Source organism: Paenibacillus albidus, assembly GCF_014644435.1.
GTDB lineage: Bacteria > Bacillota > Bacilli > Paenibacillales > Paenibacillaceae > Paenibacillus_AQ > Paenibacillus_AQ albidus.
In genome coordinates, this window is the sequence record NZ_BMKR01000011.1 from 28652 (window position 1) to 47965 (window position 19314).

A 19314-nucleotide genomic window follows, 5' to 3' on the forward strand; every position below is an offset into this window, starting at 1 on the left:
TATTAAACGCCTCAGAACAGCTTACAGAAGGCCATTTATGGACATAAAAAAAGCACCCGTTAAGGTGCCAAGTTATTAATATTCAATTCAAGTAGTTGCTTATTGAATGATTTCAAAAGCAGGTTAATATTCTTAATCTCACTTGCATTTTTTGATTCAATTTCATCCTTCAATTTTTCATGTTCAATTAAATGTTCTCTAGCTTTCGACAAATAAGCGCTGTACTCATCGTATGTGTTTCCTTCTTTCACACCTTCATTTTCAAGAACATCATAAATAGAAATGAACAATTTGCAATTAGCGATTTCATCAAGAATATCTGCCTCTTCTTCAACACTTCCCTCACGGTAGTTTCGTGCGATGTTAACAGTGTAGAAGCCCTTCAACTGGTTCTCTAATTTTTTAACATGCGCCTCACACGTTGTTATTGCCTCTTTAATTTGCATAACTAGCATCTCCCTTCGACATCACATTTCGACATTCAGGAAGGTTTTTCCTTCTGGCATTTCACTCTGGAGCAAAACTGCTTCGTTCCTGTCCATTCGCCCCAAACAACCGGTACATTTCTTTGGCTGTTTCGATGGTTCCTTAAGTGGAGGACGGATGCTATTCTGTTTTTTCGCCATGATCGTTATCCTTTCGTGAATACAAATAAAGCCACTGGCTCATTTCACGCTTGGATACTGAGCTGGATTTAAGCGCAGCTTCCAGGTCTCGCTTCCATGCTTCGGAACCAACGGCATCAATCTTCCGCTCCAGTTCGGGCTTCGTCTTACTGAGAAGCGTCCAGGTTGTGGTCTTAAGCGCTTTGCAGATATCACTGATATTCTTGCTTTTGTTATCATCCAGCAGATAAGCAAGCAAGCGCTGCTCCTTCTTGTTAAGCCTATATGGTCCTGCCAGTGTTTCGGCCACCTCTTCGCAGGTCATTTCAAGATCATCAAGTTCTGCTGCTACCTCCACAGAAATCACCCTTTCCGCATAATAAAAAAGCCGCCCAATAATGAGCGACTTCGACTGGAATATGTACATATAAAGATTTAAAGGCTGGCGTCCGCTAAGCGTCCGCAGCAAATGCGCTACGCTCTTTGCTTAAAATCTTTAGGACTTTGTTACAAAGGTGGACAAGACCATTTTAAATTGGCGTAATATTGAAGTCAAATAGAGTATACCTACTTTATATGCAATAATAATAAATATTCTCAAGTTTCCTTGCATTTTCGCACAATTTAATTAGTTGTTAATCAAGTATTAGACTTGTGATAGTTCCGGAGTCATCATTAACGGAAATTCTCAACGAATTACATACATTAGATAACATGCGTACGAATAAGTAATTTCTTATTTCCTCATTAAATATCCAATTCACTGGAGTAATATAAAATTCTCCTTGTCGATTAACATAAGCCGATTTTATAAAATTCCATAATAATTCGAAATCATTATCATTGACAGTATTTATTTTTTGAAGGTTCACCTCATAAAATTTAATATTATTTTTTTCTGTCTTTTGAATCTCCTCTATTTTTTCGGTTTTCTGACCGTATAGCTCTTTGATTACAAGATCAATATTTGTTTCAGTTTTAGTTTCAGCAAAGATTTCTTTCGACTTTGGTTTTAATTTCTTTAAAGATAAATTACGAAATGTTTCATTGCTAATTTCTTTGATCTCTTCAAAATGCGGTGCAATCTCTTGAATTACCAACCTATACGTTTCCTCAACATCTATTGGTAGATAAAGCATATCAGTTATTCCATAAATTACAGGAGCAATAAAGAATCTTGGGATTTTCGTCATTATTAAAGGATTTAGATCCAAATCGTGATTTATTGTTACAATTGAACTATCCGTCATATTCATATGCTTCATTTTCACATTTGAAAACTCATCTACAGTGATTTCTTTAAATATAGTCATAAGCAAAAGCTCCTTATAAGTATTAGATTAAAAAGGAGGAACACTATTTAGGTAGTCTCCCCCTTTTTCATTTAAATATTAATCTGTTGTGAAGGGAAGAATTAGTGGCTCATCCATTGTTGCATTGTAACCTGTCGTCAGAAGAGTCCATCCCCATACATTTAAAGTATGAGCTCCTGCTGTATTAAATGTTGTTTGAGATTGGTCAAGAACTGTTTTTAATCCTCCACCGAAACCTGTAACAGGATCGTTGAACCCATTAGACCATGCGGCATCAAATGCATAAGACAATATTCCCCCATAAATAGAGATGGTGGTTATTTTAAAATCTCCATATATATAGTTCCCTTGCTTTATTACAGTAACATTCACATCAGCAACATGAATACCATCTTTTAGAGGAGCTCTACTAGCAACATTTTCATCTTTAGGAGATTGAATAGTTACCTCATTAGTTTCTTCATTTAGTATAACTGGCAAAACGTATGAAGCAAGGACTTCTCCACCTGATACATCCACATAGTCAGGTGCTATGTAAACTCCTTCATCAGCGTAAACGCTGGCTGGGACAGCAAAGATTAAGAGCAAGATTAAACTTAAAAATAAACTTTTACCTTTAAATTTTAACACGTAAATCATCTCCTCTTTATTTGTTATTCTTTTACAGTTACTATTGTTACACATTTTTACAGAAAATCCTATAGTTCCTTATTATCATATTTTTCTCCTATAAAGCTTTCTTTTTCGACAATTATTCACCAAATAGCGAGAGGAGGTACGCCCCGGTTAATGCTGCATTGCTGCAGCCGTGCGTGTCACTCTCGCCTGATTTCCACGTTATCAATATACCACGGGAAAATACCCATGTGGTCGTCAACATTCCCCGATTTGTCCTCATATTGTCGTCAGTTTCTCTTCAGAATTTCCTCGAAGAAACCCATCTGGTGCAGGGAGTTTGCAATCATCTTGATTCCCTTCTCAATATACCGGTCCACGGTGCTGGCTGCTGTACCACGGCGAGTAAACAGAATCGTTTCTTTCCGGCTATGCCCTTGGATGAAGCGAACCCGCATTACTTCCTTAACTTCCGGATCTCGTATCAGGTTGAACGCCCGAATAATCATGTATGTATAAACGCGGTACCGCTCATACATCCACTTCTGCTTCTCATTCAGAATAACCGCATTGGCTGTCTTATCTGCATGCAGTTCGGCCACACTCAGCCTGCGAGCTGACTCACCATCAACAGCCACCTGGGCCATCTCCTGTTCAAATTTATCGAAATCATCCATGAACAATATCATGTCTTTATATCGTTCGAGGTAGAACTCGGTCTCAGTAATCTCTACCTCAGATGCTTCTGCGAACAATTCCCCTTGTTCGTATGCCATCGCCATTCCCCTCATTCCCCTTTTTCATGTGTTATAATGTCAAGAGGAATGATTTTCTATTAAGGACCCCCGCCCCGGCCAAGGATATGGGGGTCTTTGCATGTCTATCACCATTCTCCGCCAGCGCCCGATTAAGAGCCTGGTTTGTCATAGCCTGTACCTGTGTCATGGCTCCACTCCCGAAAGGTCAATATCCCACGAATTCAAGTCTCGGAGAATTTGGCGGCGCTGTATATCGGTCATACGATCAAGGTTAGAGAGCAGCCAAGTCACTTGCTCATCAGTTGGTTCGTCGTGTCCGAATGCATGACATCCGGAATTCCCTATCTTATCCACCCAGGGGAAGCATCCGAACTTGATGAAATTTGGAACCTTGTTGCTGTCACCGTCGAAAAATTGAACGTCGTACTGCTTAACCAGTTTTACCGCCAGATGGCGGTGTTCTTGATACTCACATGAATGAAATACGCCATCTGGTGCCAGGAATCCAGAGAGCCCTGCATATGGATGTTCGTGTGTCATGGCTGTGCCTCCCCTTTGCCCCAATGGCCGTTTCGTTTGAGAATTTCAATTACCTCATCTGCATAGGGTTCATCTGTGTTGATGACCAGATAAGCATTTACAGGGCGTTTCCCATCTTTCCGGCGGCCGCACTCCACTTTATTGCAAAGATAATTGAAATCGGCTTTATCTTTATCATTCAGGTATTTAACAGCATCATCATGCTTGATTACTCCGCAAAATTTATTTTTCATGCCTTCCACGTTCGCCACACTTATCAGCTCCTTCATAGGGTTTAGGGGAGAGGGTGGTTAACCCGCCCCATTATTCACTTCACATTCCTTACGTCCAATCAATATTGTTTTGAGGATCATAATCTGTCTGTATGTCAAACAAGAAGGAGGCAACTACTATGTCGTGCTCGTGCCCGAAACGAAAAAAAGTAATTGTCGTAAAACTGCACCCTGGTCAAAAAGCGATTGTCATTTGTAAGCATAAGAAGCGTCGTTGGCATTGTTAAAATGATTAAAAAGGGCGCTCTTTTTGAGCGTTCTTTTTAATTCCATTTTAAAAAAAATACATAAATACGTTTTTACCACATCCATCGTTTATCTCTCCTTATGGGCCTATGCCCTCTTAAAAGTTGATAGAGCAACTACTATGGAATATCTCAAACAAAAACACCTATGATATAAGATTCTAAGAACGAAAGGCGGTGTTTTTATGTTCACAAAATTGCTCATTCTCGTAAATCTCCACTCGTACAAGCATTTCTATCAGGTAATGAATCTGCTGTGTTTCTTTTTGAGTTAGTACAAGCCCGAAAGGGCCTAACATATTCTATTGAAGACAAGGCGTTTGCCCGGACGGTAGTGACTCCTACATTCCGGGCTATCGTTGCTAACGATGTGCTTCCCCGGCTGAACTAAGACCTTTATCAAGCGTTCTTCTTGTCCAGTTTGAGAGCTATTGCCAACTGGCAGACCCGCCATCGATTACACCCCATAGCAGCCGCAGCCGCTCCACGGCGATGCTTATAGCTTGGATAGTTCTTCAACATCCACTCCCGCTCTTGATCAGTAATGATTAACTCCTGCAGCAGGCCAGGCTTCCGTCTATTTGCTGCCCTTTCTGCCTGCTCGTGGGCTGATCCGTCCCGGATTATATAAGGGCGGTTTTGGCCGCCCTTTTCTAAAACTCCTGATCCTTTGAGCCGAGAGAGTACGGTATATACAGAATCGTATGACGATTCTAAAAGTGAAGCAGTCTTTCGTACATCTCCGTCACAAGCCACATACGTTCGCAGCAACTTTGCCTGAAATTCGCTAATGCGTTTATTCTTCAAATGTAATTCGATAAGTTCCAATGCCCCTTCCATTTCACTCACATTCCTTTCTTGCACAAAAGATCGGATAAGTTGCTCAATCCTTCAGAAACTTTGCGGATCGGGGAATAATACTCCTGGCTCCGACCATTAATGGCCATCCGACGATAAAGAGAATCTGTTGATTTCTGAAGTCGCTCCAATTGCTGCAAAGTGGACTCAATCTGCTCTTGCTCTTGTTTGTTGGGTTCACTCATTTCATGACCTCCCGCAACCGCATGCAGCCACCTCCTGGGTAAGAGAAAAGCAGCTGTTAAGCTGCTCCCCCGCCACCCTTCATTTTCTTTTCCGCCAGCTTGCGGTAAACGCTATACCGTGAAGACAACTGTCCGCTCGTCATACCGTTCTCATTTGCAATTTCCCGCCAGACCTTGTTCTCCTTCAGGCGCTTCTCCAGCAGGTCCGGGAATGGAACAGGCTGGCCATCATATTCGACCTCCGGAAAAATGGGACGGTCAGCAAGGATAAATGCATCCAGCTCTTCCTTACTCACTTCACCCTCATTAGCTTCGACGGCATCAGTACCATCAGCCTCTTCACCATCGCCCGCTTCCCCACTGTCAGAGGAACCGTCGCCCTCAGCCCCTCTTGATTCTTGCTCGGATTGATCTGCAGGAGGTACTTGGCCGTCACCTTGCAGCCATTCCGGTTCCAAATCAGCGTTACCGTCAGACTTCTCGTCCTCGTCTTGCTCTGTTTCTTTTTCCGCGGCAGGCTGATCACCCTCTGTTTCGGCAGTAGGTTCCGCTGCTGCAGGCGCTGGCTGGCCCTGCCCCTCACGCCATTCGTTCCACTTAGCAGCCATAGGAGCAACCCGCTTCCGGTATTCGTCCACCATGACCACAAACACGCCTACTCCCATGCCGATATCAGCAGCGATCTTCAAGTAGGTGTCCCCGCTGGCTAGGCGCTCCGTAATCTCATGGAAGTCATAATCTATGTCGTCGAACCGCGGCGCCAGCCCGCTGAGAATAAACTCCTGAATAATCTCAAGATCAATTTGCTCTGGATCTGCCTTAACCTCTACCTTCTCAGCTGGCAGCCCCAAATCCAATGAGAGTTGCTCCCCTTCCGGCTCTGCCGTAGATACTACCCCACTGCCATCAACGGTGTACTTTGTAATTGGCTTGCCAGTCTTTGCATTCTTCAGCACTTTGTAAGTCACAATCTGAGAATCCAATCCACCGATCACCTTCAGCTCCAGCATGCTTTGAAGAGTATTGTATTGGCCGTCCAGCTCGGAAGCCGGGATGCTGATTGTAATCTCCGTTTCCTCGGCAGATTTCAGGTTGATTTTTTTAACAGTACCTTTGAAATTGATATAACTCATGCTTATCAGCTCTTTCTATTATGATTTATGATAATTCCTTGATTTTGACTTCGATACGGGGCCGTGCGCTGTACCGCTTGCGTACAAACGCATCCACGACCTGACTGTCATCAACCCAGATCACACCTTTCAGTGCATCCTTGACGCCCTTGAGGTAGTTGTCTGCGTCCGGCTTGGATGTTGGTAAAATCTCGCCCCGCTCAGCAGCTGCAGCTTTGGCAGGAGATTTACTGAGATACTTCGGCATGGAGCGGTAGGCCGTGACAGCAACCCCAAGCGGCCCCTCCAACAGTGCCGCCGGTGCATACTCTCGAGCGGCCAACCGGACATAATCCTTGTAATCACGGGATTTCGCCGGATCATACATTTTGACAAACCCAGTGGCCGTAGAAGCTCGCGGCCTACCTTGAGCGACGGGCTCGCCGTACACAGTGAATTGGATCATGCTGTTTGCCTCCCTTCGGTCGCGGTGGCATCATAGCCGTATCCAGCACATAGACTGTCCCGGCCACTCGCCCGCTGTCGTCCCAAATAGTGAAATAGTTCCGCCGCTGAAAGAAAGGATCAATCGGTTTCCGTTTTCGCTTTACCATCAGGCTCCGCTCCCCTCTTACGAAGACCTATGGATAATTCAAATTCCGCGATGCCCTCGTCTACATCAGCCGGCTCCAAATCCGCAAACTCAGCCAGTAGATTCACCCGTTCCGGCATTAATCCAGTAGCAATGTAATGCCGCCGCATGCGGTTATACACATGCCAATAACTCCGCTTCCCGCTCATCAGGCACCCTTCCGGATCGTCTTGGCCTTACCGGACTTGCGATGAATCAATACCAGTTCTGACGGTGTCTCCCGTTCCACCAGCCAATTCTCAAGCACCAGGCCTTTTGCCGCTGCGATCATGATTTTCTGTTTTTTGGTTGGACGTTTCCCCTGCTTCATCCCAATCTCCCCTTTACTGCGCCCATTTGCGCTTTTCGATGTCCTTTGCCGCAGCTTCAGGCGGCGCTGCGTGCCCCCGCTCGTAGTTTACAAATTTATTGAATTCCTTCATAAAGATAAGTTCAGCTGTTCCCAGTGGGCCATTCCGTTGCTTCGCAATGATAATCTCAATTATATTTTTCTTGTCAGTCTGCTGGTCATAATAGTCATCCCGGTACAAGAAGGCTACAATGTCGGCATCCTGCTCAATAGAACCGGATTCTCGCAAATCTGAAAGCATTGGCCGTTTATCCTGGCGTTGCTCTACACCGCGGCTAAGCTGGGACAGAGCAATAACCGGCACATCCATTTCACGAGCAATTTGCTTAAGGGTCCGAGAAATCTCGGATACCTCTTGCTGTCTATTCTCGTTACGCTTCCCAGCTCCTGAAATCAGCTGCAGGTAATCGATCAAGATCAACCCAAGCCCATGTTGCTTTTTCAGCCTACGGCACTTGTTCCGGATTTCGTGAACAGTCAGCGTTGGAGAATCGTCGATAAAGATATCACTATTGCCCAGAATACCGATCGCTTCCGCCCCCTTCCGCCAATCGTCTTCCGCGAAGTCCGCAGTTCGCATATGATTTGCATCCAGGTTTGCTTCCGCACAGATCATCCGCTGTACCAGCTGCGGCGCCGACATTTCTAAGCTGAATATCGCTACGGTCTCTTTTGACCGTACCGCCACGTTTTGAGCGACGTTCAGAGCAAACGCCGTTTTACCCACGGAAGGCCGTGCTGCCACAATGATTAAGTCACTATTCTGAAAACCGGCTGTCAGGCGATCAAGGTCAACGAATCCTGAAGAAACCCCACTGACGCCATTTTCAGCTTTGTTTGTGGAGCGGTGCTCCATATCCTCGTAAACTGCGACGGCCACCTCACCGATTCGTTTGAACTCCTGTTTGGGTGCCGCCTGATCAGACAAGCGTGATGCATTGACCTGAGCGGAAGCCAACACCTGTGCCGGATCTTCGCTTTCTGCGGCCATCTGTGCTTGCTCAAGTCCAGTTCGAATCAGTTCTCGAAGCAAATACTTCTCCTTCAGAATCCCGATGTAATAATCCACATTGGCCGCGGTAGGGACACTGTGAGCGATCTTGGATAAATAGCTGACTCCGCCAATATTCTCAAGCTGCCCGTTATCCTGAATCCTGGAAGTCAGGGTGACCAGGTCAATCGGCTGCCCCTCCTCAGCGATTTCTTCCATTGCTTCAAAGATGAACCGGTGCTCTGGGTTAAAAAAAGCTTCGATCGGCAGCTCCAGCATTGCTTCAAGAGCATCGCCTTCCTTGTCGATCAGAACTGCACCCAGCACAGCAGTTTCAGCTTCCGGGTTTTGGGGCATTTTAATGCCGGCCATTAAGTTTTGCATAAAGTTCCTCCTTCAGACCTGGCGGAGGTGGAACAGCTCTTAATCGTGATGAGTCCATTTCATGCATCAGCTCCTCCGTCTGTTTTCGCATCCGTTCTCGTTCAAGTTGTTCCCCCAGGCGACCACGGATTTGCGATATTTTTGGAGGGAAATCACTGGTCATAATGTGCTGACGGAAATTGGATTGGGCGACCTCGTAAGGAATGTCCTTCAGCATATCGAGGTCTTCCTCCACCGCCTGAAGGCTGGCGTCAAAGTTGCCATATCGCTTCTTGATGTCCTTGTACAGCTTTGCGACTTCCAGCTTGTTCACGGAGCTCTTCCTCCTTGATGAATTTTTCTAAAGCGTCAATTTCCTGCTGCTGTTTGCTCTTTGGACGCTCTCTTGAGGGTCCCAGGGCGACTGTTCCCTGCTGCGAAGATGCAGGGGGAGTTAGGTACCGCTCAAGATATGCGGACAATTCATCCCAGCAGCCAAAAATCACTGTTTTGCAATACGAGAACATTCGGATCTTATCTGAAGGCCTTTTCCGTTTGGCTTTCTTTCGGGCGATTGCCAGATCGATGAAAAAGTATACGAGATCCAGCGGCATGGCCTCGTTCGCAATCTCACGAACATGTTCCCAATCGGCAGGAGCGGGACTTAATAACCCGTTGCGCTGCATGTAGTACTTCTCGATTTGAAGAACACGCTGTTCGATTGTCGGTTTATCAAAGTCTATTTGGCCTGTGGAGACGGCACCCACAGCGGCGGATAGAACCCCGGACCTTGAACTCAACTCTTTTTGATCATCTTCTTCCAAGCCTTTAATCCATCTATCAATCAATATCTCTGTAATATCTTTATTAGATCGGACATTTTTGTCCTGGAGATCGGACATTTTTGTCTGATCACTAGGGGTAGAGATCGGACATTTTTGTCCGTTCTCTTCATCAGATCGGACATTTTTGTCTGATCTCTCAATAGACCATTTTTTTGAATTATGAACGTTGATAATGAGTCCGTAGGGAGCGCGGGTAACCTTGATGTAACCATGGCTTTCCAAAGTATTCAGCCAACGACTTACGGTCTTCTCAGTGGCTCCGAATGGTTCTGCAAGTTCTGAAAGCTTCCATGGCTTGTTCCCGTGGACGATGCCCCAGACAGTTCCGTCCCGTTCCTTCTCAGAAGTCGTGGAACTGACGCACCATAGGAAAAGCCATATCGCGCTGCCTATTTTTTTGTAGTGTATTGGCTCCAACAGTCCGGAGTACATGGGAAACGGGTAACTGCCATCGGGCATTAAATCATCCCCTAAAGTGCTTTCTATCGTCTTGAATGAAAATGTGCGGATACTTTGCACGGATTACCGTAAAACCAGGTTGACCTAGTGCGAAGTGTTCCTTTACTGCCTGTTTGAATGCTTCCGGGTCTTGCTCCTTGAGCGCCCAAATGCGATCACTTATCATACTCACCCAGATACGCTCTCCCAACGGACCGTTCATCGGTCTGCCACCCGCACCAGCGCGCCTGTGGTCTCCTGTATCTCGCGTTTAAAGCGCTCAGCGTCGCTGTTGCCATCAGACAAGTGCAGTAGCCATATCTCTTCGACATTCCGGGTATCATTGGCTTTCAAGAAATCTTTTACATGCTCCAGCCCGAAATGAGAACGCAGCAGCCGCTTCTTTTGGGCCGGATGCAGCAGCCCTGCTGCCACCCGCTCATTGACGATATCCCGAGAGTAATTGCACTCCACCATGATGTGGGTCAGATCCTTGAATCGATGCCGGCAGTAATAGGTGTCTGTCAGAAAGACCAGTTTATCCCCCGCTGTATTTAATAGAAGGAAGCCCAGCGGCTCCTCTACATCGTGCTGGATGTCAAACGGCAGGATCGTCCAAGTGCCAATCGTAAACTGCTCCAGCGACTTAATGACCTTTAGACGATGGCCTGACAGCCCTCTGGCAGCGGCAGTACCGGCACTGGTATAAATGTTGATGCCTGCTCTCATGATGTCAGGAGCAGCCTTGCTATGATCCAGATGCTCATGTGTGATTAAGCAACCAGCAATGTCCGACATTTTGAACTGTAAGGCCCGCTGAATCGACTTATAAGGAAACCCAGCTTCCAGCAGCAACGCGGTGTGGCCATCCGTAATCCGGTAAGCATTGCCGGCGCTGCTGGAGCCGAGTGGTAAGGTATCAATCATTAAAATTCCATCTCTTGTTCAATGGGAGGAACATCGTCGGCAAATTCACTAGCATCATCAGCCGGCGGCGATCCCACAGACTTCTTTGCTGGTTGCTCTGCTGCAGTTGCTGGGGGACTCTCTGGCTCATCCACCGGAGGGATAGTCGGAGTAATGTCGATAACCGATCCATTGGCATTAGCCCTGATCTCCTCATCAACCTCAGCCTCAGCAAATTCACTCTCCATCTGTTTCAGGCGGAGGTAATCGTCATCGATCTTCTGGGAGTCGATAGTAATATCACCATAGGCCGCGCGGTAAATGGTCTTCCAGGCCATCTTTTCAGGCCAACCCTCTACCGCTTCTTTTCCGACATTTTTACCATTCTCCCATTTGTCCTTCTCACCACCCCAAAATTCAGGGGAAGCTTTATCCGGCTTGCGTTTGTCGATATCCTTCTTCGTCATGATCACGAGTTTGTTCTTCTCGGGAGCATTGGAAAAACTGTGATAATAGAAGCCACCGATGATTTTTCCTCGGTCAAAGGCATTAACGATCTCAAACTCATAGCCTTCATATTTATTCTTGGTATCCTTCTTGACCGGTCTGAACTTGTCAGTGGAATAAACAAGCTCCACCGTTACATGATCTGGAACGTCCAGTCCGTATTTTTTTGCCTTAAGCTCAATCCCTCGGTACCCTTCAATAAAGGTGATATCGTATTTTCCGGTATTCTTATTCTTGTAGGGAATCGGATTAATGTGGTTAGGCTGGGAAGGATCGAATCCAACCCGGGCCATCGCCACCACATCACGAGCGAGTTTCTCCATATTCACATGCTGCCAGGTAACCGGAACCGGGTCCTGATACTTGGCGGCCTTCTTCTGCCGTTTCTCCTCGGTAGTTTTCAGAATGGCATCCAGAGCAATGAAGTAATTCTGTGCAAGCCGTTTCTGGAAATTAGTAAGAGCCACTTCGCCTACACCTGAACCATATTCAGAAACGACCTTATTCATAAACCGTTCAGAAGAGGTTGGCTCCTTTTTAGCAATCTCTGCCGGAGTTGTCTGCTGCTTTGCTTGATCTGTAGTGCTCAATTAAATCGCCTCCTGAAAGTTAATCGCAGTAAGATCGGAAACAGTGCGGGCACCCGGTAACAAGCTCCCGACCTGCTTTTTCAACAGTAATCCCCGATGACTCGCGACCATCGGACTTTCCCTTCCATACATGGTGACCAGGTACATAAATGTTTTGATTACACGACCAACAGCGGCCATCGTTTGGCGCGAAATGAGGATCTTGGTGCTCCTCACAATACTTTCTCTGCGCCTTAATGCTTTCCTGAATGTCGTGCATTCAAATCGCCTCCTGTATGGCTGCCGTCTCAACACGTAGCCGTTTGTCTGCTTCACTTACCACCAGCCGGATCACTTGTGCGTCAGTATCAATCAACTTGGTTACCGCCTCGGCATTGTCCACAAAGATTGGGGCCGAGAATCCGTAATGCTCGCCAAGCGTGTTAATGATGTCCAAGCCAACATTGATCCGTGCGGCGTTGTTCAAGCCGCCATCATACGGAACTCCCTTGTACAGCGTGTCGCAAACCTCTTTCAGCCCACCGTTGATCTGTTCTTCAAACAACCGAAAACGCGCCAAGCGGAACTTGCTGTTAATCTTGGCATCTAGCATCGAAACCTTCGTCTTTGTGAACTCTTCCATCAGGAACAATTCATGCTGCAGGCGTTCATACTCAGCAGCCCGGGCCTGTTCCTGGCCTTCCAACTCCGCCACCCGGGCCTCAGCCTTGCGGATACCGTCAAACTTGGCGCGGTCTTGCTCCATCTCTGCAACCTCATCCCGCAGCCGGCGGATCTCAACTCGAACTGTTCCTGCCGCTGAATCTGCGGAATTGCGCAGCTGTTCGATCTGCTGTTGTATGTCCGTAGTCTCTGCTTGCTTGGCTGCATATTCAGGGTCAGCAGCAGGGTCTTTGACGCCTGCGCGAAGATCTGTCAGCTCAGCATCCGCAGTAGTGACTTCCGTCTCCAGAATGCTCAGTGCATCCTTCAAGCTGGTGATTTCACCCTGTAGCCGGGAGATTTCATCCTCGAATTTCTGAGCTTCAGCGACAGCTGCCTTACCAGAAGCGTTGATCCGCTCCTTACGCTCGGCCAGTTTGCGGTTAAAATCAGCCTCGGCTTTATCATGCGTAGCTTGGACTTGTTCCTCCGGCAAAGACTGTCCGCAAACTGGACAATTAGCATCATGACCTTCAAGATGTTCGAAGGTGAGATTCTTCAGAGCAGAAAACTCTTTCCGCAGCTCGTCTGCATCCCGTCTCCGCGACTCAGCCATTCGCTCATTTTGTACAATGCGCTGTTGCTTGTCCTCAATTGTCCGGCGATACTTGTCAACCTGAACATGCATCCGACTGACTTCGTCACGTTTGATTGCCACCTGACCCAACACAGCAGATTGAAGCTTGTTTTTAATGTCCAGCAGCTCACTTTCAATCTCGCGGAGCCGTTTTTCCTTGACTGCTATCTCACCACCGGACAGGATGCGGGACAATTCAGCTTCTCGCGCCTCTATCCGGCTGTGAAGAGTGCCGATGTCCTCTTTCAACGATTCCTCGTCCAGTTCGGCTACATCTGGCATCTGCCGCTGAACCTCACTGATCCGGACGGGAAGCTCTTTAATTTCCTTATTGATCATGGCACAGCGGGCGACAACGACCTTTTTATGAGCATCCAATTCCCGACCACTCAAGATTGCCGGCAGAAGCTCCAGCTTCTTGTTACCGTAGATGACTTCTTCATCTGACAGGTCTCCGCATACCTCCAGCAGTGTCTTGCGACGCTCCTCTTTCTTCAATTGCTCATTGAAGTAGGATGGACTGGTCAACAGCTTGAACAAATCCTCTTTAATGATGGAATCGACCTCGGCCTGGTACTCCCGCATGCTCAGCGGAACGCCGTCCACATAATAAGTAGTGCTGTGGCCCTCGAAGCTCTCCACCGGCGCACCGCGCTTCTTCGTCCACTTCTCGGCATAAACCCGGCGGAACGTCCGGCGGCGGCTGTCAATCAAGAAGACTCCCTCCACTTCGTGCTCCAGCTTATGCTGCAGCACCTTGCCGATCGTATCCAGCCCTTTGATCTCAAAATCCGTCTTGTTCTGGCTATCCTTACCGAACAGCAGCCACACAAAACCGTCAAAGATCGTCGTCTTACCGGTGGCATTGTCGCCAAAAACATCCGCGTCCCCGCCGTTAGTGGCGAGGACAAGTTCTTTAATACCTTTAAAATTACGGAGCGTCAGGCGCTCCAGAATGATACTCTTCAAGCGATTTCCTCCTTAGCTACCGGTGCCACCGGCTGCGGGTATTTGATGCTTTCCAGATAAGAGCGGATAGCATATTCCACTTCTGCAAGCTGATCAGGATCGGCATGCAGTTGGAATGTTCCGGATTGTTGTCGGATAGTAAGCACCGACGGAGAGTAATTAGTAGGAGGTTTAATTCCAACCTCGATGCGCTGACCACTGATGTCTGCAGAAAAGGCAGTTGACATTCCAAGCACTCCCTCTTGTTTAGTGCGCCCCCACCTGTTAAAATGGGGGCAAGTAAAATTTGATTGTCAAAGATCACTGGTAGCCCGTTCCCGCGGGCTATTCTTCGTTGTCGTCTACCGCGATCTGTTTGTAATCCACGATCACCGGGGCGTTCTCGACACTTGCGATCAGGTCACCATTTTCGTCTTCAACATGGAACTCAGAATGGACGTGATCCTCGTAATTGGCGCCTACCTGCCGAATTTCAATAACTTCACAGCCATCGTGTTCTGTACCGACTTCAAAAACTCTTGTCGGATTACTGACCACTGTTAACCTCTGAATGATTTGCATAAGTTGCCTCCTTCCTCTGTAGAATCAAGGTAGGCCGGGACTTGAACCCGGCATCGGTTTGCATCTTGGTTTATAGTCGCCATGTTTCGGACGAGCTTCACCGGAAAGCTGATTGGGCATTTTTCTGCACGATCGTGCCGTACAAACTCCTATAAGCGCCGGAGACTTTCACTCCTATTTCGCTTCGCAGGTTAAGGCGCTGCATACTCGTTCTGCCACCACCTTGGATGCGTCAGCCGCATCTCCCAACACCAAACCGGAGGAAGGTTACTTCTAAGGTTCGATGCTGGGAGACAGGGGCCGAAGCCCTTGCCTGTTTCAAATTCCTTCCTTATTTCCTCTTATTTTTTGGCAATGTTTTAAAAACGTCAGTCTGATATCAAGCGGTAGCGTATCAATAATTCCAGAAAACAGTTCATACTGAGCAAATGAAAAATCAAGTTTCTTTGTTGCTTGCATTAACTCTATAGGTACTGGAATTTCTATCATCTGCACTTTTTTTAAAGTCTCAGTTGCCGACAGGTACTCCTTTTCAATCTGGACAAATCGCTCAGCGAGGGCTTCACCGAATTCCCGGATCTCTTCAGCTGTCAAGCTGCTCCCCCCTTGCGTTTTTCACTATTCGGGTTTAAAATGAACACCAAGAGATTCTCTAACCGAGATTTCAAACCACGTGACTGCCCTGACCGGCGGTCATTTTTCATTTCAGCTTCCGCTATCCGAATCATGTTGTTCAGGTACCCTTCTGCAAAATCCTGTTCTCCCGGCAGCATAGCTTCGGGGTTCTGGAGAATCACCTGAAGATTATGCCGTGCAGCCTCACCAACCCGCCGTGCTTCTGCGACCAATTCACTTCTTTCCATTCCGTTCCCTCATTTCATATATTTTTTTGCTTTTAATTCGGCTCGGTGTTCTTTCCAAGTACCGAGCCAACTAAAGGAATATTCTTTACATAAGACAGCAGCCAAGTGATTCAGGGCCGTGATTGCTTCGACAGTTTCCATCAGCAATCGTTTGATTTGATGCCGTTCTGCTTCATTGATTTGCTCATTAGTCTTACTGATTGGAACTTGTCCAGAAGCAACCAGCACCTCCTTCATTTCCTCCACCGTCTTAAAAAGGACGCTGGCCCTATGAAGATCGACATTATCCAGCCAGGGAGCAAATGCACCACCTGTTACATCTGCAGCAGCAGCGAGGAAAAGCTGGCCATCATCGTAATGCTCAATTGTTGACCTCATCACTGGCTTGGAAGCCTTACGGCTCCCTTTAACGATCTTGCCTATCTGTGAGCCGTCCACATGGGCAGCTCGTCCTACTTTTGCCAAAGTGTCACCTTTACGCTGCATAACATCCTTCAGCGCTCCAGGAAAATGTCCAATTGCCAATCTGATTCCACCTCTTTTGTCCAATTTAGTGGGATGCTATCGGACAGAGGCCTGATGTATGATGTTGTTAAGCAATTCCCCTACCGATTCCCCACCCGCCGGCGCCGGTACAGCTCGGCGGGTTTCTTCTATCCAGTTGCATGTTTGCGCCTAGCTTTGAAACCTTCACCAGTGTTCTCTTCAACCCAATCGGTATGTTTCTCAATCCAGCGGAGCAGTAAGCCTGTTGGAATGCGGGGATTCCCAAACTCACGATTCACCGGAAAATCAGGGCGCTTCATCAATTCAGTGAACTTGGGAGGACTGATATCCAGAAGCTCCATGAATTGTGCTCTATTCAGTACTAGCGGTAAAGAAATTGGAACTTGAACGGCATAAGCTTCAATTGCTCGGGAAACAACTTTATCGAGCAGGTGTTCAAGATCGTCACTATCCATTACGACTACAGACACTTAGATTACCTCCTTTTTTTGATTTATAATTACCGTATTGGTAACTCCATCTTCAAAAAAAAGTTCCTCTATTGAAACATTAAAAATCATAGCTACTTTTGCAAGTGTTTCAGCTGGGAACTTCCCTCGACCAACCTCCAAGTAATAATAACCATTTGCACTCTCATAGCCCAATAACAGTGCCATCTCTTCTAAAGATAATCTTGAATTCTTGCGTAAACCCTTCATCTTATCTAAATCAACTTTTTTCATTTCACCACCTCCAAGTTACCGATTAGGTAATTCATGATTTGATTATAAAATACCATTTCGGTAATGTCAACGATATTATTACCATTATGGCAACTTTGTTTATTTACCAATATGGTAATGATAAAATAGCATTATTATTTATCCTTATTTTTTAGAAAGGAGTTTCTATGCTTACTCTTGGTGGAAGAATTAAAAACCTCAGAGAAAAGAAGGACATCAAACAAAAAGACCTGGCAAAGCTTTGCGGACTCACTATCGTTCAGTTGTCACGATATGAAACGAATGATAGGAAACCAGATCCTGAAGCATTAAAAAACATTGCTGATGCTCTTGATACATCTGGAGACTATCTTCTTGGGAGAACCAACGATCCGTCACCTGTTCGCAAAGAAACTAACATGTCTTTTTATGGGGGGCCAGGTAATTACACTCCAGATGAAATTGAAGAGATGGAAGCTGCTCTACTTAGGTATAGAAGAACAAAAGAAAAAGTAAGGGAAGAGATTGAAGGAAAAAAAGAATAAGCAAATCCCCCAGCCGATGGGGAACGATTATGGAGTATTTAATAATGGGTTATGCGTTTCTATCAGTAGGTATTATGGGCTTTCTATATGCATTCATTATGGGAATGCTTCTACTGCGAAAAAAGAGCACCGATAGTAAAAAGAAATTTTTCCTTGCATTTTTATTCCTTGCAATATTTTTGATTGGTGCATATGAGATCGGTTCATCTGAGCATGGTGAAAAAATGGAAGATACACAGGAACATGTAGTTACAAATGAAGTAAACTCAAATCAAACAGTTAGTACATCTGATGAAACAATACAAGAACAACTGGATAGTTCCATCGGTGTTTCTGTTGAACAATTTGTAAAAACATTTAATGAAAAGGCACCAATGATGCAAACACAGCTAAGAATAACTCATTTGGATACCAATGAAGGGCCTGGCAGTGATTCCTTTCAGTACTATTTTACAGATACCCTCATTCTCACAGGAACAATAAACAAAAATACAGGGGAATTAAGAGAGGTAGGCATTATAGGAGGAAATGATGGGACGACAGAAACAGCAGAAGACATACTTGCAGCTGCTTCTTTGTTAATTACTTCAACACAAACAAATGCTTCTGTTGAATTTGGCGATGACGTTATCGGAAAATTAGGTTTTTACGACAAAGGTGTAGATTTATCGAAAATTGATAATTCAACAGTTTTAAATGGGATTAAATATTACGTTTTGGCATTACCTTCGATTGGATTATCATTTGGTGCTCGATCCGCAAAATAATAGAATATTTCCATTAATCTTACAAGCCAGAAATGGCTTTTCTTTTAACACGAAAATAGAACATACGTACGTAAAATGGAGGTAATCACATGAACTTTTCCAACTATTTCAAAACTCCTCTGGAACAATGGATTGAGGAACAATACCAGTCAAATGATATACATACACCTATCGATCTCGATATAGATAAGATCGCGATGATCTTCGGAGTAGATATAATTTATTACGACAACAGCCCATTCAGCGAGAATGAAGACAAGGTCATTTTTATCGATCGTCGCGACGACTACATAGAGCAGCGAAGAATCTTTTTCCACGAGCTTTGTCATGTCATCCGTCACTCCGGCGATCAGCGGTGGATGCCTGAGCTGTTCCGCGAAGCACAGGAGAATGATGCGAACCGATTCGCACTATATGCAATGATCCCGTTCTTTATGTTTGAACAGAAACAGCTACCAGTGAACAGAAGGGAAGTGTTAAGCTTCCTAGCCAGTGAGTTCCAGACCTTTACGGATTTTGCTGAGATTCGCCTAAAACAAATTGAAGATAGGATAACTGATTCAGAATTAAGATCAACCTTTACATATGCAAGCATGGCTCCAAAAAATGATGAAGCAACGATTAACGAATCCGCCGCTTCAGGCCTCGACTACCTTCAGCAGCCCCGGATTCATTCTTTATACGGTATGGATGACTTCTCCCGCCCACATGCCTTAGTAATTGAGCAACGCCAGGGATTTAATTGGGACGAGCCATTGCTCCTTAATGTGGATCGAAACTATAAGGTTCATAATTCGTCCTTCTATCGCTCCAGACATGATGCTACTGTACTGCCTGGAGATCTTTCCATCCCTCCAGATCAAAGAGGTATGTGACGATTAACTTGACCCGTGTTGCCTGGCGTCACGGTCAGGACGTGACGAGGCTGATTCTGCCTATGGAGGCGGTTGACGATGCCGTAAACTTTTAATCAAATAT

General features: G+C 45.9%; 29 protein-coding genes. 3 read left to right on the forward strand and 26 right to left on the reverse strand.

All coding sequences use genetic code 11. The annotated features are described in order from the left end of the window. Window positions 1-59: 59 nt before the first annotated feature. From IEY53_RS14675 to IEY53_RS14800, 26 genes are all read right to left on the reverse strand, one after another. A complete protein-coding gene (locus tag IEY53_RS14675) occupies window positions 60-446 on the reverse strand; it encodes a hypothetical protein (RefSeq protein WP_189026107.1) in 387 nt (128 codons plus the stop codon). Window positions 447-606: 160 nt separating this feature from the next. Beyond that, the gene (locus tag IEY53_RS14680) at window positions 607-1032 is read right to left on the reverse strand and encodes a hypothetical protein (protein ID WP_189026109.1); all 426 of its coding nucleotides are present in this window, start codon (window positions 1030-1032) and stop codon (window positions 607-609) included. A 208-nt stretch (window positions 1033-1240) separates the two neighbouring features. Then, window positions 1241-1918: a hypothetical protein gene (locus IEY53_RS14685; RefSeq protein ID WP_189026111.1), complete on the reverse strand. Its 678-nt coding sequence runs from the start codon at window positions 1916-1918 to the stop codon at window positions 1241-1243. A 78-nt stretch (window positions 1919-1996) separates the two neighbouring features. After that, window positions 1997-2548 carry a hypothetical protein gene (locus IEY53_RS14690; protein WP_189026113.1) on the reverse strand — a complete coding sequence of 184 codons (552 nt, stop codon included), beginning with the start codon at window positions 2546-2548 and terminating at the stop codon, window positions 1997-1999. A 275-nt stretch (window positions 2549-2823) separates the two neighbouring features. Continuing rightward, the gene (locus IEY53_RS14695; RefSeq protein ID WP_189026115.1) at window positions 2824-3315 is read right to left on the reverse strand and encodes a hypothetical protein; all 492 of its coding nucleotides are present in this window, start codon (window positions 3313-3315) and stop codon (window positions 2824-2826) included. Between the two features lie 159 nt (window positions 3316-3474). Then, window positions 3475-3831, reverse strand: coding sequence for a hypothetical protein (locus IEY53_RS14700; RefSeq protein ID WP_229696168.1), 357 nt, complete (start codon window positions 3829-3831; stop codon window positions 3475-3477). Beyond that, on the reverse strand, window positions 3828-4100 hold the full coding sequence (locus IEY53_RS14705; protein WP_189026117.1) for a hypothetical protein: 273 nt from the start codon (window positions 4098-4100) through the stop codon (window positions 3828-3830). Before IEY53_RS14705 ends, IEY53_RS14700 begins: the two co-directional genes overlap by 4 nt. 647 nt (window positions 4101-4747) lie before the next feature. Continuing rightward, a complete protein-coding gene (locus tag IEY53_RS14710; protein WP_189026119.1) occupies window positions 4748-5197 on the reverse strand; it encodes a hypothetical protein in 450 nt (149 codons plus the stop codon). After that, a complete protein-coding gene (locus IEY53_RS14715; protein WP_189026121.1) occupies window positions 5194-5391 on the reverse strand; it encodes a hypothetical protein in 198 nt (65 codons plus the stop codon). The genes IEY53_RS14710 and IEY53_RS14715 overlap by 4 nt, the downstream gene beginning before the upstream one ends. Before the next feature lie 56 nt (window positions 5392-5447). Further along, the gene (locus IEY53_RS14720) at window positions 5448-6524 is read right to left on the reverse strand and encodes a hypothetical protein (protein WP_189026123.1); all 1077 of its coding nucleotides are present in this window, start codon (window positions 6522-6524) and stop codon (window positions 5448-5450) included. Window positions 6525-6549: 25 nt separating this feature from the next. Next, on the reverse strand, window positions 6550-6969 hold the full coding sequence (locus tag IEY53_RS14725) for a RusA family crossover junction endodeoxyribonuclease (RefSeq protein WP_189026125.1): 420 nt from the start codon (window positions 6967-6969) through the stop codon (window positions 6550-6552). A 119-nt stretch (window positions 6970-7088) separates the two neighbouring features. Next, window positions 7089-7304 carry a hypothetical protein gene (locus IEY53_RS14730; RefSeq protein ID WP_189026126.1) on the reverse strand — a complete coding sequence of 72 codons (216 nt, stop codon included), beginning with the start codon at window positions 7302-7304 and terminating at the stop codon, window positions 7089-7091. Then, complete coding sequence (locus IEY53_RS14735) at window positions 7304-7465, reverse strand: DUF6906 family protein (RefSeq protein ID WP_189026128.1); 162 nt, start codon at window positions 7463-7465, stop codon at window positions 7304-7306. Before IEY53_RS14735 ends, IEY53_RS14730 begins: the two co-directional genes overlap by 1 nt. Before the next feature lie 13 nt (window positions 7466-7478). Further along, window positions 7479-8879 carry a replicative DNA helicase gene (gene dnaB / locus IEY53_RS14740; RefSeq protein ID WP_189026130.1) on the reverse strand — a complete coding sequence of 467 codons (1401 nt, stop codon included), beginning with the start codon at window positions 8877-8879 and terminating at the stop codon, window positions 7479-7481. After that, on the reverse strand, window positions 8854-9192 hold the full coding sequence (locus tag IEY53_RS14745) for a replicative helicase loader/inhibitor (protein WP_189026132.1): 339 nt from the start codon (window positions 9190-9192) through the stop codon (window positions 8854-8856). The genes dnaB and IEY53_RS14745 overlap by 26 nt, the downstream gene beginning before the upstream one ends. After that, complete coding sequence (locus IEY53_RS14750; RefSeq protein ID WP_189026134.1) at window positions 9131-10162, reverse strand: helix-turn-helix domain-containing protein; 1032 nt, start codon at window positions 10160-10162, stop codon at window positions 9131-9133. Before IEY53_RS14750 ends, IEY53_RS14745 begins: the two co-directional genes overlap by 62 nt. Before the next feature lie 198 nt (window positions 10163-10360). Then, entirely contained in the window at window positions 10361-11068 is a 708-nt protein-coding gene (locus tag IEY53_RS14755; protein WP_189026136.1) for an MBL fold metallo-hydrolase, read from the reverse strand. Beyond that, window positions 11068-12144 (reverse strand): recombinase RecT, encoded by a 1077-nt coding sequence (locus IEY53_RS14760; protein ID WP_229696169.1) that lies wholly within the window; start codon window positions 12142-12144, stop codon window positions 11068-11070. The genes IEY53_RS14755 and IEY53_RS14760 overlap by 1 nt, the downstream gene beginning before the upstream one ends. A gap of 259 nt (window positions 12145-12403) precedes the next feature. Then, the gene (locus IEY53_RS14765; protein WP_189026138.1) at window positions 12404-14392 is read right to left on the reverse strand and encodes a coiled-coil domain-containing protein; all 1989 of its coding nucleotides are present in this window, start codon (window positions 14390-14392) and stop codon (window positions 12404-12406) included. Next, window positions 14389-14619, reverse strand: coding sequence for a hypothetical protein (locus IEY53_RS14770; protein WP_189026139.1), 231 nt, complete (start codon window positions 14617-14619; stop codon window positions 14389-14391). Before IEY53_RS14770 ends, IEY53_RS14765 begins: the two co-directional genes overlap by 4 nt. Before the next feature lie 97 nt (window positions 14620-14716). After that, entirely contained in the window at window positions 14717-14953 is a 237-nt protein-coding gene (locus IEY53_RS14775; RefSeq protein ID WP_189026141.1) for a hypothetical protein, read from the reverse strand. 318 nt (window positions 14954-15271) lie between these two features. Then, window positions 15272-15547 carry a hypothetical protein gene (locus tag IEY53_RS14780; RefSeq protein ID WP_189026143.1) on the reverse strand — a complete coding sequence of 92 codons (276 nt, stop codon included), beginning with the start codon at window positions 15545-15547 and terminating at the stop codon, window positions 15272-15274. Then, window positions 15544-15816 (reverse strand): hypothetical protein, encoded by a 273-nt coding sequence (locus IEY53_RS14785; protein WP_189026145.1) that lies wholly within the window; start codon window positions 15814-15816, stop codon window positions 15544-15546. The genes IEY53_RS14780 and IEY53_RS14785 overlap by 4 nt, the downstream gene beginning before the upstream one ends. Window positions 15817-15825: 9 nt before the next feature. Further along, entirely contained in the window at window positions 15826-16341 is a 516-nt protein-coding gene (locus IEY53_RS14790; protein WP_189026147.1) for an XRE family transcriptional regulator, read from the reverse strand. A gap of 128 nt (window positions 16342-16469) precedes the next feature. Beyond that, a complete protein-coding gene (locus tag IEY53_RS14795) occupies window positions 16470-16793 on the reverse strand; it encodes a hypothetical protein (RefSeq protein ID WP_189026149.1) in 324 nt (107 codons plus the stop codon). After that, window positions 16794-17045 (reverse strand): helix-turn-helix transcriptional regulator, encoded by a 252-nt coding sequence (locus IEY53_RS14800; protein ID WP_189026150.1) that lies wholly within the window; start codon window positions 17043-17045, stop codon window positions 16794-16796. A 167-nt stretch (window positions 17046-17212) separates the two neighbouring features. Here IEY53_RS14800 and IEY53_RS14805 point away from each other — a divergent pair, with 167 nt between their 5' ends. The 3 genes from IEY53_RS14805 (at window position 17213) to IEY53_RS14815 (ending at window position 19211) form a co-directional block, all read left to right on the forward strand. Beyond that, complete coding sequence (locus IEY53_RS14805) at window positions 17213-17569, forward strand: helix-turn-helix domain-containing protein (RefSeq protein WP_189026152.1); 357 nt, start codon at window positions 17213-17215, stop codon at window positions 17567-17569. A gap of 29 nt (window positions 17570-17598) precedes the next feature. After that, a complete protein-coding gene (locus tag IEY53_RS14810) occupies window positions 17599-18336 on the forward strand; it encodes a hypothetical protein (RefSeq protein WP_189026154.1) in 738 nt (245 codons plus the stop codon). Between the two features lie 89 nt (window positions 18337-18425). Further along, window positions 18426-19211 carry an ImmA/IrrE family metallo-endopeptidase gene (locus tag IEY53_RS14815; protein WP_189026156.1) on the forward strand — a complete coding sequence of 262 codons (786 nt, stop codon included), beginning with the start codon at window positions 18426-18428 and terminating at the stop codon, window positions 19209-19211. Window positions 19212-19314: the final 103 nt, after the last annotated feature.

What these genes read in the sequence shown, in the direction of transcription:
- IEY53_RS14675 (WP_189026107.1), bottom strand. Translation starts at nt 446, where the DNA reads ATGCAAATTAAAGAGGCAATAACAACGTGTGAGGCGCATGTTAAAAAA.
- IEY53_RS14680 (WP_189026109.1), bottom strand. Translation starts at nt 1,032, where the DNA reads ATGTACATATTCCAGTCGAAGTCGCTCATTATTGGGCGGCTTTTTTAT.
- IEY53_RS14685 (WP_189026111.1), bottom strand. Translation starts at nt 1,918, where the DNA reads ATGACTATATTTAAAGAAATCACTGTAGATGAGTTTTCAAATGTGAAA.
- IEY53_RS14695 (WP_189026115.1), bottom strand. Translation starts at nt 3,315, where the DNA reads ATGGCGATGGCATACGAACAAGGGGAATTGTTCGCAGAAGCATCTGAG.
- IEY53_RS14700 (WP_229696168.1), bottom strand. Translation starts at nt 3,831, where the DNA reads ATGACACACGAACATCCATATGCAGGGCTCTCTGGATTCCTGGCACCA.
- IEY53_RS14705 (WP_189026117.1), bottom strand. Translation starts at nt 4,100, where the DNA reads ATGAAGGAGCTGATAAGTGTGGCGAACGTGGAAGGCATGAAAAATAAA.
- IEY53_RS14715 (WP_189026121.1), bottom strand. Translation starts at nt 5,391, where the DNA reads ATGAGTGAACCCAACAAACAAGAGCAAGAGCAGATTGAGTCCACTTTG.
- IEY53_RS14720 (WP_189026123.1), bottom strand. Translation starts at nt 6,524, where the DNA reads ATGAGTTATATCAATTTCAAAGGTACTGTTAAAAAAATCAACCTGAAA.
- IEY53_RS14725 (WP_189026125.1), bottom strand. Translation starts at nt 6,969, where the DNA reads ATGATCCAATTCACTGTGTACGGCGAGCCCGTCGCTCAAGGTAGGCCG.
- IEY53_RS14730 (WP_189026126.1), bottom strand. Translation starts at nt 7,304, where the DNA reads ATGAGCGGGAAGCGGAGTTATTGGCATGTGTATAACCGCATGCGGCGG.
- IEY53_RS14735 (WP_189026128.1), bottom strand. Translation starts at nt 7,465, where the DNA reads ATGAAGCAGGGGAAACGTCCAACCAAAAAACAGAAAATCATGATCGCA.
- dnaB (WP_189026130.1), bottom strand. Translation starts at nt 8,879, where the DNA reads ATGCAAAACTTAATGGCCGGCATTAAAATGCCCCAAAACCCGGAAGCT.
- IEY53_RS14750 (WP_189026134.1), bottom strand. Translation starts at nt 10,162, where the DNA reads ATGCCCGATGGCAGTTACCCGTTTCCCATGTACTCCGGACTGTTGGAG.
- IEY53_RS14755 (WP_189026136.1), bottom strand. Translation starts at nt 11,068, where the DNA reads ATGATTGATACCTTACCACTCGGCTCCAGCAGCGCCGGCAATGCTTAC.
- IEY53_RS14770 (WP_189026139.1), bottom strand. Translation starts at nt 14,619, where the DNA reads ATGTCAACTGCCTTTTCTGCAGACATCAGTGGTCAGCGCATCGAGGTT.
- IEY53_RS14775 (WP_189026141.1), bottom strand. Translation starts at nt 14,953, where the DNA reads ATGCAAATCATTCAGAGGTTAACAGTGGTCAGTAATCCGACAAGAGTT.
- IEY53_RS14785 (WP_189026145.1), bottom strand. Translation starts at nt 15,816, where the DNA reads ATGGAAAGAAGTGAATTGGTCGCAGAAGCACGGCGGGTTGGTGAGGCT.
- IEY53_RS14800 (WP_189026150.1), bottom strand. Translation starts at nt 17,045, where the DNA reads ATGAAAAAAGTTGATTTAGATAAGATGAAGGGTTTACGCAAGAATTCA.
- IEY53_RS14805 (WP_189026152.1), top strand. Translation starts at nt 17,213, where the DNA reads ATGCTTACTCTTGGTGGAAGAATTAAAAACCTCAGAGAAAAGAAGGAC.
- IEY53_RS14810 (WP_189026154.1), top strand. Translation starts at nt 17,599, where the DNA reads ATGGAGTATTTAATAATGGGTTATGCGTTTCTATCAGTAGGTATTATG.
- IEY53_RS14815 (WP_189026156.1), top strand. Translation starts at nt 18,426, where the DNA reads ATGAACTTTTCCAACTATTTCAAAACTCCTCTGGAACAATGGATTGAG.